Genomic DNA, 15,919 nt, shown 5'->3' with positions numbered 1-15,919 from the left:
GAACCGTGCCCGCAAGAGCCCTGTCATTCGTTGGGTCAGGAACGACAACTCATGGAGCCGCCGATGCGACCTTTGCCCTTCACCAGCCTTTGCTTCACCGCCGTGCTCTGCGCGGCCTGCTCAAGCCAACCCGCTGCGACCTGGAGCTACATGGATGCCCGGGATCGCGTCACCCAGACGCCCGACCAGGCCTATCCCGAACTGTTCGAGGCAGTGCAGCGTGGCGCGATCTTCACCGACCAGAAGCACTTCGTGGACGCACTGCCCAAGCGTGATCCGGCGACGATCCGCGCCGATTACCTGGCCCGTCGCGACGCCGCCGGCTTCGACCTGAAGGCTTTCGTCGAGGACAACTTCATCGAGTCCGGCGAAGCCCAGAGCCCGGCGCCCAAGCCCGGGGCGCCTATCAAGGAACACATCGACAAGCTCTGGCCGGTGCTCAGCCGAACGTATCGGCAAGTGCCGCCATACAGCAGCCTGCTGCCCTTGCCGGAACCCTATGTGGTCCCGGGCGGGCGCTTTCGCGAGATGTACTACTGGGACTCCTACTTCACCATGCTGGGGTTGGAACAAAGTGGCGACAAGGCCCAGGTTCGCCACATGACCGATAACTTTGCCTACATGATCGACACCTATGGCCACATTCCCAATGGCAACCGTACCTACTACCTGAGCCGGTCACAGCCGCCGTTCTTTGCCTACATGGTGGAGTTGCAGGCCCATATCGAAGGAAGCCAGGCCTATGGCCGATACCTTCCTCAACTGCAAAAGGAATATGCGTACTGGATGCAGGACAGCCAGACGCTCAAGCCCGGCACGGCCGCCCGCCACGTGGTCAAGCTCGCCGACGGCAGTGTGCTCAATCGCTACTGGGACGCCAGCCTGACGCCACGCCAGGAATCCTGGCTGCAGGACGTCAAGACCGCCGCACAAGCGCCCGACAGGCCTCGGGAAGAGGTGTGGCGCGACTTGCGGGCGGGCGCCGAAAGCGGCTGGGATTTCAGTTCCCGCTGGCTGGGCGACGGCAAGGACCTGGCCAGCATCCGCACCACCTCCATCGTGCCGGTGGACCTGAACAGTCTGCTCTACCACCTGGAACGCACCATCGCCAAGGCCTGTGAAACCACGCGAAACGCACCGTGCGTCCAGGCCTATGGCCAGCGCGCCGAGCAGCGCCAGCGAGCCATCGAAAAACACCTGTGGAATGAAGTGGCTGGTTACTACGTGGACTACGACTGGCAGGAAAACCGTCAGCGGCCGGACCTCACTGCCGCGACACTGTTCCCCCTGTACACGGGCCTGGCTGGCGCCGAGCGCGGCCATCGTACCGGGGAGGCCGTGCGCAAGGGGCTGTTGCGTCCCGGCGGCATCGCCACGACCCAGGTCGACAATGGGCAGCAGTGGGACGAGCCCAATGGTTGGGCACCGCTGCAATGGGTGGCGGTGCAAGGGCTGGACCGTTACCGGCAGACCGCGCTGGCCGGGCAGATCGGCCAGCGATTCCTGCAGCAGGTCCGCAAGCTCTATGACGCCGAAGACAAACTGGTGGAAAAATACGACGTGTCGGGAGCCGGGCAGGGTGGCGGCGGAGGTGAGTACGAGCTGCAGGACGGCTTCGGTTGGACCAATGGCGTGACGTTGAAACTGCTGGAGAAATATGGCGAAAATGCGGGAGCCGGCGCCCGGTGATCGCACGAGTCGAGGGCCGTCCATGAGCCAAGTCGTCTACACCATCGGTCATTCGACCCGGACCCTCGAGCAATTCGTCGAGATGCTCGAAGGCTTCCAGGTCGATACGCTTGTCGATGTCAGGACGGTTCCCCGCTCACGGACGAACCCCCACTACAACCTCGATACGCTGCCCGGACAGCTGGCGGGGTACGGCCTGCGCCATGAGCGGATCCTGGCGCTTGGAGGCCTGCGGAAGAAATCCAGGACCATCCCCGAGCAAACCAATGGGTTCTGGGACAACCGCAGCTTTCATAACTACGCGGACTACGCGCTGTCGGAGGCGTTCGAGGAGGGGCTACAGCGCCTCCTGGCACTCAGTGAATACCACTGCTGCGCCATCATGTGCGCCGAAGCGGTCTGGTGGCGATGTCATCGCAGGATCATCGCCGATTATCTGTTGGTCCGTGGCGTCGACGTCATTCACATCATGGACCGGAACAAGTCGAACAAAGCGGTATTGAATCCCGCTGCGCGGGTACAGGGGCTGAAACTGACGTATCCCGCGCCGGCGTAGCGCAGGTGCGTCAGGCAAGGCGTCACGACGTCCGCGTGGCGGCCTCCGTGCGCACCACCATCCAGATGCCCAGCCCGGAAGCCGCCAGGCCTGCTGCCATTTGCCACGACAGCGGCTCGTCGAACATGGCCCAGGCCCACAGCATCGTGATGGGAGGGCTGAGGTAAAGCAGGCTGGTGATCCGGGTGGCGGATGCGCGACGCAGGCACAGCCAATAGAGCCCATACCCTCCGATCGTCGACAACCCGGCTGTCCATGCCACGCTGAGGGCGAACCCGACGCTGGGGATCGGCGCCAGGCTGCCCTGCGTCCCCTCGAGGATGCCGAAGGCAAGCCCGGAGACCGCGCATTGCAGCCAGAGATTGGGCAGCAGGCCCAACTGCTCGCGAGGGGCCAGGGCCTTCTGCCACAGTGTCGCGATCGCCAGCGACAGCATGCCCAGCAACGGCAAGGCATATGCCCACGCAGGAGCATCGCCCCAGGTCATCGCGCTCTGGGTCACCAAGGCGACTCCGGCCAGTCCGACCATCAATCCGATCCAGATCGGCCAGGCCAGGCGCCGCCCGAGCACGCCAGCGCTCAACAGCGCCAGCCCTATCGGCAGCAGGTCGGCGAACAGCGCGGCAAGGCCGGCGGGCACGCCTAGGGCGATCCCCTGGGTGATACCGGCCAGGTACCCTGCCATGGCCAGCAGGCCGATGCCTGCGTTTTTCAGCAGCACCGCAACGGGTGCCTGTCGCAACGCCGGAAGGGCGAAGGGAAACAGCAGGAGCGTGACCAGTACGCAGCGCCAGAACACCACCAGCAGGGCCGGTGCGTAGTCCACCGAGAACCGCGCGCCGATGAATCCGGAGCTCCAGGCCAGCAGCAAGCCGGCCTCCAGGATCGGAAGTGGAATTGCCTGGCGCCAGTCAGGTCTGGGCAGGGCCTCGCAAGACATCGATTTATCAGGGTTCATGACCACAGGCTACGAAAGCAGCGTAATCTAATAAATCAAAATATCCTGCAGCAGTGATTCAGGAGGATTGAATCATGTCCGCCATTCTCGATATCGAGCTGATACGCACCTTCCATTGCGTCGCGCGAATCGGAAAGTTCAGCGCGGCGGCCGAGCAGCTCCACAAAAGCCCGGCGGCGGTAAGTGTGCACATCCAGCGCCTCGAGACGGTGGCCGGGGGGCGTTTGTTGAACCGTGACAACCAGTCCGTTTCCCTCACCGCACTGGGCAAGCGCCTGCTCCTGTCCACGAGTGAGCTGCTGAGTATCCATGACCGGGTGCTGGCGGATCTGCACGGTACCCACCTGGCCGGGCGCGTCACCTTCGGCGTACCGGACGAATACGCCGAGCATGTCATCCGCGACATCCTTCCGACTTTTTCCACCGCATGGCCCAACGTGGTGCTGGAGCTCAAGACGGCGCCAAGCTACGCGCTGCGGGACCAGGTGCTGCGTGGCAAGCTCCAGGCGGCGGTGATCGCCCAGCCGAAAGGCCAGCCCGGCCCTCAGGCGCAGGTCCTGGTGAGCACCACGCCGGTCTGGGTCGCGCCGGTCAACCTGGCGGCCAGCTCCCTGGACCCGCTTCCGCTGGCGGTGCATGCGCCGCAATGTCCCTATCGGCAAGCCATGATGCAGGGCCTCAGGCAAAGCGGCCGCAGGGTGCGCATCGTGCTGGAAAGTCCCTCCAACCAGGCCGTGAAGGCCTGCGTGGAGGCCGGGTTGGCCATCAGCCTGATCGACCGGGCGCGGGTGACGGCGCGCATGCAGATCCTCGACGACCTGGCGGTGATACCGGAGCATGAGGTGGTGTTCATGCGCTCCCAGGCGTCACACGCCGATGAGGCGGTGAGCCTGCTTTGCCGGACCTTGCAGCAGCACTTTCGACTGTAGCGGGAGCGGGGCGGACCCCGCTGCCTGTCTATTTGCCAACGGTCGACAGCGGTGGCGTGCGGGGCGGGATGCGTCGCTTGGAGCCCAGCGATTCGAATGCCGCGGCCAGGCGCAGCAGCGTCGAGTCGTCATAGGCACGGCCGGCGAACGTCAGCCCGACGGGCATGCCGATGTCTGCCATGATGCCCATCGGCACGGTGACGGTGGGGACGCCCAGGTGCCGGATGGCGAGGTTGCCGTTGGCGACCCAGACGCCGTTGCTCCAGGCGATATCGGCAGACACCGGATTGACATCGGCATCCGCCGGCCCGACATCGGCGACGGTGGGGAAGATCACCGCGTCGAGCCCGAGCCGGTCCATCCAGTCCTCGAGGTCGATCCGGCGCGTTTCCTCGAGCCCCCGAAGACCGTCGGGCAGGGTGGGGATCTGGTCCCAGGGGGTGATACCGCGCTTGGCCATCTCCACGTACTTCTCCATGCCGGCGGCCAGGTCATCCTCCCGGTTGGGCAGGGTTCCCGGATCGTGCGGGAAGATCAGCGGGCCATCCACGTCGGCCAGGCGATTGAGGTTCGGATCATTGTTCGCCCGCAGGAAATCGTCGAACGCCCAGGCCGAAAGGTCCCACAGCTCGTGGTGCAGGAACTCCCTGGACACCAGGCCGCGGGTAAACACCGTCGGCGCACCAGGGCGATCACCCTCGCAGTTGGACACCAGCGGGAAGTCGACCTCGATGACTTCGGCGCCGCAGGCTTGCAGCGCCTGGCGGGCCTGCTCCCAGAGGTCGATCACCGAGGCCCGGGTGATGATGCGTTGCCCCGTCGGGCCACCGATGCCCGGGGCTTCGGCCGTGCCGGCCTCGGGATCGGCGTTGATGTACATGCGCGGCACACCGAAGCGGATGCCGGCAAGGGCACCGGCGTTGGCGGCAAGCCCGGGATAAGAGGCGGGGCGGACGGAGTCGACGCTCGGAAGGGGCACCCAGGGTTGCAGGCGCCACAGGTCGCCACGGGTATCCGGGTCCTCTGCCACCACCACATCCAACACTTCGAGGAGATCGGCCATGGTCCTGGCGTAGGGCACGACGACGTCCATCGTGGGCGTCAGCGGCCAGTTGCCACGGACCGAGATCACACCGCGAGAAGGGGTATAGGCGCACAAGCCGTTGTTCGAGGCCGGCCCGCGTCCGCTGGACCAGGTTTCTTCGGCCAGGCCGAAGGCCGCGAAACTGGCGGCGGTGGCAGTGCCTGCTCCGTTCGACGAGCCGGAGGCGAATGGGGCGGTGAGGTAGTCGGCGTTGTACGGGCTTTGCGCGCGACCGTACACGCCGCGTTGCATGCCGCCGTTCGCCATGGGCGGCATGTTGGTCTTGCCCAGGCAGATCGCCCCGGCGGCGCGAAGCCGTTCGATGGTGAACGCGTCCCGGCAGGCCATCAGGTTGGCGAACGCCGGGCTGCCGGAAGCGGCGGTGAGCCCTTTGACCAGGTAACTGTCCTTCGCCGTATAAGGAATGCCGTCCAGGGGGCCCAGCGCCTGGCCCTTGGCCCGACGGGCATCGGACGCCCGGGCCTCGGCGAGCGCCTCGGGATTTCGCACCACGACCGCATTGAGGGCGGTGGGCGTATCGGGTCCATCGTAGGCATCGATCCTGGCAAGGTAGGCCTGGACCAGCTCGACCGCGGTCGTCTGGCCGGACTCGAGCGCGGCGCGCAGTTGGGCAATGGAAACTTCAGTGATTTCGATCATGCTGTTATCGCTGGAGATGACGTGAGAGGGTTCGTGGCCACTTCAGGCGTCTGGAAGTGGACCGTCGATTTCATGCCGTGCACTGTACTACGGGACGGCCGGTCGAGGGTCTGCAAAATTGCCCACCCGTGAAGCCAGGACCCGGCCGGCAGGCGCCGCAAGCCGGACGGCTGCTCGCAAACCGAAGGGGGAGCCCGCCCGCCGGCACAGGAATTTCGGCCCATGGCTTTCCTTTATATCTGTAAAAACATATATTCGTTTTTTCGCATATGGGGGCAGGCGTCATGACGATCAAAGTGGGTATCAACGGTTTCGGACGCATCGGTCGTCTCGCGCTGCGGGCTGCCTGGCACTGGCCGGAATTGGAGTTCGTGCAGATCAACGATCCGGCAGGTGACGCCGCCACCCATGCCCATCTGCTGAACTTCGACTCGGTGCATGGCCGTTGGCAGCGCCAGGCCGAGGCCCAGGGCGAGAGCATAGTCATCGACGGCAAGTCGATCAGGGTCACGGCCAACAAGGCGATCGCCGACACCGACTGGTCGGGTTGCGACCTGGTGATCGAGGCCAGCGGCAAGATGAAGACCGTGGCGGTGCTCCAGGCTTACCTCGATCAAGGCGTCAAGCGCGTGGTGGTCAGCGCCCCGGTGAAGGAAAAGGGCGCACTGAACATCGTCATGGGCGTCAACCATCACCTGTTCAAACCCGCCGAACACGCCATCGTCACGGCAGCGTCCTGCACCACCAATTGCCTGGCACCGGTGGTCAAGGTCATTCACGAGAAACTGGGCATCCGCCACGGTTCGATCACCACCATCCATGACCTGACCAACACCCAGAGCATCCTCGATCAACCCCACAAGGACCTGCGTCGCGCCCGTGCTTCGGGCATGAGCCTGATTCCCACCAGCACCGGCTCGGCCACGGCCATCGCGCAAATCTTTCCCGAGTTGCATGGACGCCTGAACGGGCACGCCGTGCGCGTGCCGCTGGCCAATGCTTCGCTGACCGATTGCGTCTTCGAGGTCGAGCGAGCCACCACGGCCGAGGAAGTGAACCAGCTGTTCAAGGACGCTTGCGAGGGGGAGTTGAAAGACATCCTCGGCTACGAAGAGCGCCCCCTGGTGTCCATCGATTACCGTACCGATCCGCGTTCATCGATCATCGATGCGCTGTCGACCATGGTCGTCAACGGCACCCAGGTCAAGGTCTACGCCTGGTATGACAATGAATGGGGCTATGCCAATCGCACCGTCGAACTGGCCCGGATGGTCGGCCTGGCGGTCTGAGGAGCAGCCATGAAAACCCTGTCGGCCCCGGTGCGGCAATACCTGCTGGTGACGGGCAACTATTGGGCATTCACTCTCACCGATGGCGCCTTGCGCATGCTGGTGGTGCTGCATTTCCATGCGCTGGGCTACAGCCCGTTGCAGATTGCGGCGTTGTTTCTGTTCTATGAACTCTTCGGTGTCGTCACCAACCTGGTGGGAGGGTATCTCGGCGCTCGACTGGGTCTGAACCGGACCATGAACATCGGATTGGGCATGCAGGTCCTGGCATTGCTGATGCTGACGGTGCCATCGGCCTGGCTGACCGTGCACTGGGTGATGGGCGCCCAGGCCCTGTCCGGTATCGCCAAGGACTTGAACAAGATGAGCGCCAAGAGCGCTATCAAGCTGCTCGTTCCGGATGGGCAGCAAGGCAGGCTCTACACCTGGGTGGCCATCCTCACCGGTTCGAAAAATGCCCTCAAGGGGGTGGGCTTCTTTCTCGGCGGGGCCTTGCTGGCGTTGATCGGTTTCAAGGGCTCGCTGCTGGCGATGGCTGGCGTACTGGGGCTGATCTGGCTGGGTAGCCTGATCCTGCTGAAAAAGGACCTGGGCAAGGCCAGGGCCAAGCCCAGGTTTCGCGACCTGCTGTCCAAGAGCCGGGCGATCAACCTGTTGTCGGCGGCGCGGATGTTCCTGTTCGGTGCCCGCGACGTCTGGTTCGTAGTGGCCTTGCCGGTCTACCTGAGCAGCGTCCTGGGCTGGGACTTCTGGAAGGTGGGTGGGTTCCTCGCCGCCTGGGTGATCGGCTACGGCATCGTGCAATCCTTCGCCCCGTACATCACCGGCAGGAAACGGGGCCATGTGCCGGATGGCCGCACGGCGTTTCTCTGGGCCCTTGCCCTGGCGGGCCTGCCGGCGGCCATCGCGCTGGGGCTGGGCAGCGGGCCGTCCCAGGGGGTGCTGCTCGGCGGGCTCATGGCATTTGGTTTGCTGTTTGCCGTGAACTCGTCCCTGCACAGCTACCTGATCGTTTCCTACGCCAAGGAGGACGGCGTTTCGTTGGACGTGGGGTTCTACTACATGTCCAACGCCATGGGGCGGTTGATCGGAACGCTGCTTTCCGGCTGGGTGTACCAGGTGCATGGCCTGGAGGCGTGCCTGTGGATCTCCAGCCTGTTCGTGGTGGTGGCGGCCGTGGTGTCGGTAGGGTTGCCCCGGCATGCCGACCCGGCGGCCAGCGCCTGATCGCCTTCAGACTTCGTTAAGAAACGGCCTGGATACTTTCTCCCACTAGCCCTGGGGGAGACTGTCGATCCATGCCCGATATTGATTGGAACATTCATCTGCCGCTGGCCTTCGGCGTTGCCGGCCAGCCGCTTCGTCGCCTGCACAAGGCTTCGTCAGGAGAACCCCGGCGCACTGAATTCGAAGCGTTTATCCAGCAACGTTTTCGCCAGGTACACGGCGCCGACATTCGTCATTTCATGCCCGAACTGTTCGGCTTCGATGACGGCCAGGGCGTGCTTGGCGCGGTGGCCGGCGTGCGCCTGGCCGCGCAAGAGGCGTTGTTCCTCGAGCGTTACCTGGACGGGCCTGTGGAGCCGTTGATCACGGCTACGACCGGTCGGCCGGTGGAGCGTGCCAGCATCGTCGAGGTCGGCAACCTGGCCGCCAGCGACACCGGCAACGCCCGGCTGAGCATCATTTCCATCACTTACCTGCTGGCTGTCGCCGGCCTGGAGTGGGTGGCGTTCACCGGCAATGTCGGCCTGGTCAACAGCTTCCATCGCCTGGGCCTCAAGCCCGTGACCCTTTGCCAGGCCGATCCACAGCGCCTGGGCGAGGAACGCCACCTCTGGGGGCGCTACTACGACAGCCAACCATGGGTCCATGTCGGAAACATCCGCGCCGGTTTCATTCATCTGCGCAATACCGGCCTGTTCAATCGCCTGGGGCTGTCGATCACGCCTGGGGAGGCAAGCCATGTCGCCTGAAATGCAACGATTCAAGCAAGCCCTGCGTGGGCATGCCGAGCGCCGGGGGCATGCCATTGCTCTCTGGGGGGATGGCTCGCAGATGGATTACGCCACGCTTTTCGCCGAAGTGCGGTATCGCCAGCAACGCTTGCGCGATGAGTGCGTCAGCGTTGTCGCGCTGGCCTTGGACAACGGCATCGAAATCATGCTCTGGGACCTGGCCGCACTGTTCGAAGGACTGGCGTGCGTCATCCTGCCCGGATTCTTCAGCCCGGCCCAGCGGCGCCACTGCCTGGAGCAGAGCCAGGCCGCGCGGGTGATAGCAGAGCCCGCCTACGCGGACGAACTTCAAGCCGCCGGATACCAGCACAGTGGCGAATTCTGGCGGCGAGACTATCTCGGGCCGAACGTCTTGCCGGCGGGCACCGCCAAGCTGACCTTCACGTCCGGCACCACGGGTACGCCCAAGGGAGTCTGCCTTGGCGCCGAGAGCCTGCTGCGGGTCGTCCATGAACTGGAACAGGCCAGTCAACCGGTCGGGGCGAGGCACCATCTGGCTTTGTTGCCCCTGGCGATTCTCCTGGAGAACCTCGGCTGTTACGCGGCTCTGTACGCCGGCGCCATGCTCAGCCTGCCCAGCCAGAAGGCCCTCGGTATCCAGGGTGCCAGCGGGGCCGACCCGACGCGCCTGCTGGGATGCCTGGCCGAGCGCCGGGCGCAGAGCCTGATCCTGGTGCCACAGTTGCTGTCGATGCTGGTCATGGCCGCCGAACGAAAGGCGTTCAACCCACACGTCGTCCGGTTCGCCGCGGTGGGCGGGGCGCGGGTATCCCGCGATCTGCTGCTGCGGGCCGAGCGGGTGGGTTTGCCGGTATTCGAAGGCTACGGACTGTCGGAATGCGCGTCGGTGGTGTGCCTCAACCGGCCAAACGCACATCGCCCCGGCAGTGTCGGCCAGCCGTTGCCCCACGTGCAGCTTCGCCTGGCCGATGACGGCGAAGTCATGATCAAGGGATCGACCTTGCTCGGGTACCTGGGGGAGGCGCCCTGCACGCAGGCGTGGTGGCCCAGCGGCGACCTGGGGGCGTTCGACGACGATGGCTTCCTCTATCTGCACGGGCGCAAGAAACACCAGTTCGTCACCAGTTTCGGTCGCAACGTCAATCCCGAGTGGGTCGAAGCCGAACTGACCCAGGGCGGCGATATCGCCCAGGCCTTCGTCCATGGCGAAGCCTTGCCGTACAACCATGCGTTGCTCTGGCCGGCCCACGGCGACTGCACCCGGCAAACGCTGGAACTGGCAGTGGCCAGGGTCAACGCCACGTTACCCGATTACGCTCGGGTCCATCGCTGGACGCGACTGGAGCATCCCTTCACCCCGGCCAATGGTTTGCTCACCGCCAATGGGCGCCAGCGCCGGGAAGCCATTGTCGAGCATTACCGTGCCTTGCTCACCGAATCCGTTCTGTCCGAGGAGTCTGCTCCATGAGTTTTTTCGATACCCTGCAAGAAGCTACCCAGCAAGAACGCCATACCTTGTTCAACCTGCCGATCATTCGCGATGCGCTCGAAGGGCAGGTCAGTCTGGCCGCTTACCGGGCGTTCCTGATCCAGGCCTATTACCACGTGCGCCACACCGTGCCGTTGATGATGGCTTGTGGCGCGCGATTGCCGACGCGCCTGGAGTGGCTGCGCAAAGCCGTATGCGAGTACATCGAAGAAGAATACGGCCATGAGCAGTGGATACTGGACGACATCGCGGCCTGTGGTGGCGATCCGCAGGTCGTGCGTCACGGGCAGCCGTCGTTGCCCATCGAACTGATGGTCGGTTACCTCTATGACCTGATCGCACGGGGCAATCCGGTGGGGTTGTTCGGCATGGTCAACGTGCTCGAAGGCACCAGCATCGCCCTGGCGACCCACGCCGCCGACAGCATCCGCCAGCGCCTGGAACTGCCGGCCACGGCCTTCAGTTACCTCAGCTCCCACGGTTCTCTGGACATCGAGCACATGCAGACCTATCGCGGCCTGATGAACAGGCTGGACGACCCGCAGGACCAGGCTGCGGTGATTCATGCCTCCCGGGTGGTGTACCGGCTCTATACCGATATGTTCCGGGGCCTGCCCCGCGACGGGGAGCATGAACATGCGCCTGTGTGATGCCCGGGTGGTGTTGACCGGGGCCAGCGGTGGGATCGGGCTGGCGATTGCCGCCGCCCTGTGCGCCAGTGGCGCCCGGGTGCTGGCCGTGGCCAGGCATCGCGAAACCTTGCAACCCTTGATCTCCCGCTACCCGCAGCATCTGTTCTGGGTCGGCGCGGACCTGACCTACCTGGCCGACCGGCGCAAGGTCCTGGCCTGCGCGGAGGCCCTGGGAGGCATCAACCTGTTGATCAACGCCGCCGGCGTGAACCACTTCGCCATGCTCGAACAGCTCGACGACAGCGAGATCGGCGCCATGCTGGCGTTGAATGTCACTGCGCCGATCTGCCTGACCAAACTGTTGCTGCCGTTGCTCAAGCAAGCCGACAGCGCCATGGTGGTCAATGTCGGTTCCACCTACGGGTCCATCGGCTACCCCGGCTATGCCAGCTATTGCGCCAGCAAGTTCGCCTTGCGCGGGTTTTCCGAAGCCTTGCGCCGGGAACTGGCCGATACCCGTGTCGGTGTGCTCTACGTGGCGCCCCGGGCCACCCGTACCGCGATGAACACCCCGGCGGCCGACGCCCTCAACCAGGCGCTCAAGGCCAATGTCGACGACCCGGCAACGGTGGCGTCGGCGGTGATCCACGCCATAACCGGTGATCGTCGCGAACTGTACCTGGGATGGCCCGAGCGGTTCTTCGTCGGCCTCAACAGTCTGTTGCCCAATCTGGTGGATCGCGGTCTGCGCAAGCAGTTGCCGCTGATTCGCCGCCTGAGTCATAAACCTGTGAACGAGCACCTCAAGCCATGAAAAGAATCCTTCTCGCTTTCCTGTTGGGCGCCTTGGGTCAAGGCGCCTGGGCCCTGGACAGCGCCGACCAGCAACGCCTGCATGATATCCAGCAGCGCTGGGCGCACATTCAATACGATCTGCCTGAAGGCCAGCGGGCCGAAGCTTTCGAAAAGCTCGCCGTCCAGTCTTCGGCTTTCAAGCAGGAACGCCAGTCCGTGGCCGAGGCCTGGATCTGGTCCGCAATCGTCAACAGCAGTTGGGCCGGCGCCCAGGGCGGGCTGGGTGCGCTGAGCAAGGTCAAGGAGGCCAGAGCCGATCTGGAAAAGGCCCTGGCCCTTGATCCCCAGGCCCTGCAAGGCTCGGCCTACACCAGTCTTGGCGCGTTGTATGATCGGGTGCCGGGCTGGCCCCTGGGATTCGGCGACCCGGACAAGGCCGAACAGTTGCTCAAGCAGGCATTGCAACTCAATCCCGACGGTATCGATAGCCTGTACTTCTGGGGCGATCACCTCTACCGTCAAAAGCGCTATGGTGAAGCCAGGGCGGCCCTGCAGAAAGCCTTGCTGGCCGCGCCCCGGCCTGGCCGGGAAAGCGCTGATGCAGGACGCCGAAAGGACATCGAAACGCTGCTGGCGGATGTAAACAGGAAACTCGACTGACGGGAGTGCGCGTGCGCTTATTACTGATCGAGGACGATGTGGCGCTGGGCGAGGGCATTCGTCAGGCGCTGGGCCGCGAGGGCTATACCGTCGACTGGCTGCAGGATGGGAGCAGTGCCTTGCATGCACTGCGCAGTGAAACCTTTGACCTGGCGGTCCTCGACCTGGGGCTGCCGCGCATGGACGGCCTGCAGGTGCTGCGCCGCTTGCGCGACAGCGGATCCAACCTGCCGGTACTGATTCTCACCGCCCGCGACGCCACCGAAGACCGGATCGCCGGGCTGGATGCCGGGGCGGACGATTACCTGATCAAGCCCTTCGACCTGGCGGAGCTCAAGGCCCGGCTGAGGGCCTTGCTGCGCCGCAGCGCCGGCCGTGCCCAGGCGCTGATCGAGCACGCCGGCATCAGCCTGAATCCCGGTACCCAGCAGGTCAGCTACCAGGGCAAACCGGTGGCATTGACGCCCAAGGAGTATCAGTTGCTCCACGAGCTGCTCTCGCCCCCGGGACGGGTCATGACCCGCGATCACCTGATGCAGCTGCTGTACGGCTGGAGCGAGGAGGCCGAGAGCAACACCCTCGAAGTGCATATTCATCATCTGCGCAAGAAATTCTCCAGCGACCTGATCCGCACCATCCGCGGTGTCGGCTATCTGGTGGAGGAGTGTCGATGAGTTCGATCCGCCGCCGTACCCTGACGCTGATCCTCGGGCTCCTGTTCCTTGGCCTGATGATCATCACGGTCTTCAACCTGCATGACAGCAACCACGAAATCGCTGAAGTCTATGATGCGCAACTGGCGCAGAATGCCCGGCTGCTGCAGGGCGTCATGCGCATGCCCATGGCGAGCAAGGAACACGCCGAGCTGTACCAGGCATTCAATTCGGCGCTGGGGCTGGCGGTGCCCAAGGTCGATGGTCACCCCTACGAAAGCAAGATCGCGTTCCAGGTCTGGAATTCACAAGGTGCCGTGCTGGTTCACACGTCCAGCGCGCCGTCCCTCGCTTCGCCACCGACCGCCGCCGGTTTCAGCGAAGTGGTGGACCAGAAGAACCACACATGGCGGGCATTCGTGCTGGACGACCCGCAGTACGGCCTGAAGATCTGGGTAGGGGAGCGCGACGATGTGCGCGCCGACCTGGTGGACCGTATCGTTCGTCATACCGTGCTGCCGAACCTGATCGGCAGCGTGCTCCTGGCCACGGTGATCTGGCTGGCCATCGGCTGGGGACTCAAGCCCCTGGTGGACATGGCGGCGACATTGCGGGCCCGGCACCCAGGCTCGCTCGAACCGCTGCGGATGGTGCCGTTGCCGACGGAGCTTGAGCCCATGCAGGCGGCGCTCAACCGCGTGCTGGCGCAAATCCAGGAGGTGATGGGCCGCGAGCGACGCTTCATCGCCGATGCCGCCCATGAGATGCGCACGCCCCTGGCCGTGCTCAGGGTGCATGCGCAGAACCTGATGGAAGCGGGTAGCGAGCAAAGCCGCCGCGAATCCCTCGAGCATCTGCTGGCCGGTGTCGATCGCACCACGCGCCTGGTCAATCAATTGCTCACCATGGCACGCCTCGAACCGCAGACCGGCGCTGCCATGTCCAAGGCGATCGACCTGCCCGCCACGGTTCGTGAAGGCCTGGTCCAATTGACGCCATGGCTATTGAGCAAAGGACTGGAACTGGTTCTGGAGGTCGGTGACGACATCGCACCAGTGGACATCGACCCGGTGGCGGTTCATATCGCCCTGAACAACCTGGTGACCAATGCCGCCAATTTCTCTCCCGCCCACGGACAGATCACCGTACGCCTCGTGCGCAAGGAGGATCATTACGAACTGTCGGTCGAGGACCAGGGGCCCGGCATCGATGAAGCCGAGCGTGAACGGCTTTTCGAACGCTTCTACAGCCGCGGCAACGATCAGGGCGCCGGTCTGGGACTGACCATCGTACGGACCATCGCAGAGCGTCTGGGAGGGCGCATCCGATTGGAAAATCGACCGGAGGGCGGATTGTGCGCGACCCTGGAGATCGGCCAGCGCCAGAGGAATGTGCCTTCCGTGTAGCGGGTTGAGCTACCCGGGCCCGTTGTCGGTGGGGTGTGCGCTGAGAAAGGCGGCTATTTCGCTGGCAGTGCTGCGTGCCGTGCGCGTGACGCCGATCAGGGTCGCGGAAGCCGAACCGGTCCACTCGCCATAACCGACCAGCCATAGCCTGGGCTCCTGAATCGAGCGGGTCCCCTGGACTTCGACACGCCCCTCGCGGTCAATGGGTACCAGGGTCTCCAGGTGCTGCAAGGCGGGCCTGAACCCGGTGCACCAGATCACCACGTCCACGAGCGACTCACTGCCATTGGCCCATATCACACCGTTGCGGCTGAAGCGCTCAAAAGGTCGTACCGACTGCAGGACGCCGCGTTCACGTGCCTCGACCACCGGCGGCACCATGACAATGTCCCCCAAACCACCCACGGGCTGGTCGATCACACGCCCTTGCTGTTGAGCCTTCCAGCGTTCGGTGGCACGTTCGAACAGCACACGCCCATCCACCTCGTCGGGAAGGAACAGCGGGGCCTGGGGAGTGACCCAGGTGGTCCTGGCGACCCTGGATACCTCGGCCAGGATCTGCGCGCCGGAATTGCCGCCTCCCACCACCAGGACGTTCTTGCCGGCGAACGGCCGCGCCTCGACATAATGGGCCGAATGCAGTTGCTGGCCGGCGAACAGGGCGGCGTCAGGGTAGCGGGGGATATAGGGATTGCTCCAGGTACCTGTCGCACTGACCACCACCCGTGCCTCCCATTGCCGGTCCGCGGCGCTGACCCGTAAACCGCCTTGGATACGCTCCACAGCGGTCACCCGCACCGGTCGCACCACCTCCAATCCATAGCGCTGCTCGTACCGGTCGAGGTAATCGATCACATGGTTGCGCGACGGATAGCCGTCCTGCGTGGGGGGCATCATCCAGCCGGGGAGCGAGCTCCAGGTCGCGGGGGAGAACAGTCGCAGCGAGTTCCAGCCATGTCGCCACGCGCCTCCCGGTCCTTCCTGGGCGTCGAGCATGACGAACGAGAACGGCGTGCGGCGCAGGAAATAGGCTGTCGCCAGGGCAGCCTGGCCTGCGCCGATAATGACGACATCGAAACGATCAGGCTGTGAACGGGACATGACGGCCATACCTGTAGCGAGAATGGAAAAGCGCCACGG

At 64.5% G+C, this 15,919-nt stretch carries 15 protein-coding genes; 12 read left to right on the top strand and 3 right to left on the bottom strand.

Features of this window, described 5'->3' with window-relative positions; genetic code table 11:
- Positions 1-63 precede the first annotated feature (63 nt).
- Positions 64-1,689, top strand: coding sequence for an alpha,alpha-trehalase TreA (gene treA / locus BT179_RS19875; RefSeq protein ID WP_072431539.1), 1,626 nt, complete (start codon positions 64-66; stop codon positions 1,687-1,689).
- Between the two features lie 22 nt (positions 1,690-1,711).
- On the top strand, positions 1,712-2,245 hold the full coding sequence (locus BT179_RS19870) for a DUF488 domain-containing protein (RefSeq protein WP_072431540.1): 534 nt from the start codon (positions 1,712-1,714) through the stop codon (positions 2,243-2,245).
- A gap of 22 nt (positions 2,246-2,267) precedes the next feature.
- Here the strand turns inward: BT179_RS19870 and BT179_RS19865 are convergent, their stop codons facing one another.
- Positions 2,268-3,203 (bottom strand): DMT family transporter, encoded by a 936-nt coding sequence (locus BT179_RS19865; protein WP_072431497.1) that lies wholly within the window; start codon positions 3,201-3,203, stop codon positions 2,268-2,270.
- Positions 3,204-3,277: 74 nt separating this feature from the next.
- Between BT179_RS19865 and BT179_RS19860 the strand changes: the two genes are divergently transcribed.
- A complete protein-coding gene (locus tag BT179_RS19860) occupies positions 3,278-4,132 on the top strand; it encodes a LysR family transcriptional regulator (RefSeq protein ID WP_072396482.1) in 855 nt (284 codons plus the stop codon).
- A 28-nt stretch (positions 4,133-4,160) separates the two neighbouring features.
- Here BT179_RS19860 and BT179_RS19855 read toward each other — a convergent pair whose 3' ends face one another.
- On the bottom strand, positions 4,161-5,876 hold the full coding sequence (locus tag BT179_RS19855; protein WP_072431498.1) for an amidase: 1,716 nt from the start codon (positions 5,874-5,876) through the stop codon (positions 4,161-4,163).
- Positions 5,877-6,160: 284 nt separating this feature from the next.
- On the opposite strand from BT179_RS19855, the gene BT179_RS19850 reads away from it, so the two are divergent.
- The 9 genes from BT179_RS19850 (at position 6,161) to BT179_RS19810 (ending at position 14,779) form a co-directional block, all read left to right on the top strand.
- Complete coding sequence (locus BT179_RS19850) at positions 6,161-7,165, top strand: ArsJ-associated glyceraldehyde-3-phosphate dehydrogenase (RefSeq protein ID WP_072431499.1); 1,005 nt, start codon at positions 6,161-6,163, stop codon at positions 7,163-7,165.
- 9 nt (positions 7,166-7,174) lie between these two features.
- On the top strand, positions 7,175-8,392 hold the full coding sequence (gene arsJ, locus BT179_RS19845; RefSeq protein ID WP_072396488.1) for an organoarsenical effux MFS transporter ArsJ: 1,218 nt from the start codon (positions 7,175-7,177) through the stop codon (positions 8,390-8,392).
- Positions 8,393-8,463: 71 nt separating this feature from the next.
- Complete coding sequence (locus tag BT179_RS19840; protein ID WP_072396490.1) at positions 8,464-9,141, top strand: thermostable hemolysin; 678 nt, start codon at positions 8,464-8,466, stop codon at positions 9,139-9,141.
- Positions 9,131-10,612: an AMP-binding protein gene (locus BT179_RS19835; RefSeq protein ID WP_072431500.1), complete on the top strand. Its 1,482-nt coding sequence runs from the start codon at positions 9,131-9,133 to the stop codon at positions 10,610-10,612. Before BT179_RS19840 ends, BT179_RS19835 begins: the two co-directional genes overlap by 11 nt.
- Positions 10,609-11,283 carry an iron-containing redox enzyme family protein gene (locus BT179_RS19830; RefSeq protein ID WP_072396494.1) on the top strand — a complete coding sequence of 225 codons (675 nt, stop codon included), beginning with the start codon at positions 10,609-10,611 and terminating at the stop codon, positions 11,281-11,283. The genes BT179_RS19835 and BT179_RS19830 overlap by 4 nt, the downstream gene beginning before the upstream one ends.
- On the top strand, positions 11,270-12,079 hold the full coding sequence (locus BT179_RS19825) for an SDR family oxidoreductase (RefSeq protein WP_072396496.1): 810 nt from the start codon (positions 11,270-11,272) through the stop codon (positions 12,077-12,079). Before BT179_RS19830 ends, BT179_RS19825 begins: the two co-directional genes overlap by 14 nt.
- Positions 12,076-12,720, top strand: coding sequence for a tetratricopeptide repeat protein (locus tag BT179_RS19820; protein WP_072396498.1), 645 nt, complete (start codon positions 12,076-12,078; stop codon positions 12,718-12,720). Before BT179_RS19825 ends, BT179_RS19820 begins: the two co-directional genes overlap by 4 nt.
- An 11-nt stretch (positions 12,721-12,731) precedes the next feature.
- Complete coding sequence (locus tag BT179_RS19815) at positions 12,732-13,394, top strand: response regulator (RefSeq protein ID WP_072396710.1); 663 nt, start codon at positions 12,732-12,734, stop codon at positions 13,392-13,394.
- On the top strand, positions 13,391-14,779 hold the full coding sequence (locus BT179_RS19810) for a sensor histidine kinase (RefSeq protein ID WP_072431501.1): 1,389 nt from the start codon (positions 13,391-13,393) through the stop codon (positions 14,777-14,779). Before BT179_RS19815 ends, BT179_RS19810 begins: the two co-directional genes overlap by 4 nt.
- A gap of 9 nt (positions 14,780-14,788) precedes the next feature.
- Here the strand turns inward: BT179_RS19810 and BT179_RS19805 are convergent, their stop codons facing one another.
- On the bottom strand, positions 14,789-15,880 hold the full coding sequence (locus tag BT179_RS19805) for an ArsO family NAD(P)H-dependent flavin-containing monooxygenase (RefSeq protein WP_072431502.1): 1,092 nt from the start codon (positions 15,878-15,880) through the stop codon (positions 14,789-14,791).
- Between the last annotated feature and the right edge of the window lie 39 nt (positions 15,881-15,919).

The organism is Pseudomonas sp. NFACC43, assembly GCF_900119645.1.
Classification (GTDB): Bacteria; Pseudomonadota; Gammaproteobacteria; order Pseudomonadales; family Pseudomonadaceae; genus Aquipseudomonas.
This window is presented reverse-complemented; position numbering and strand designations above follow the sequence as displayed.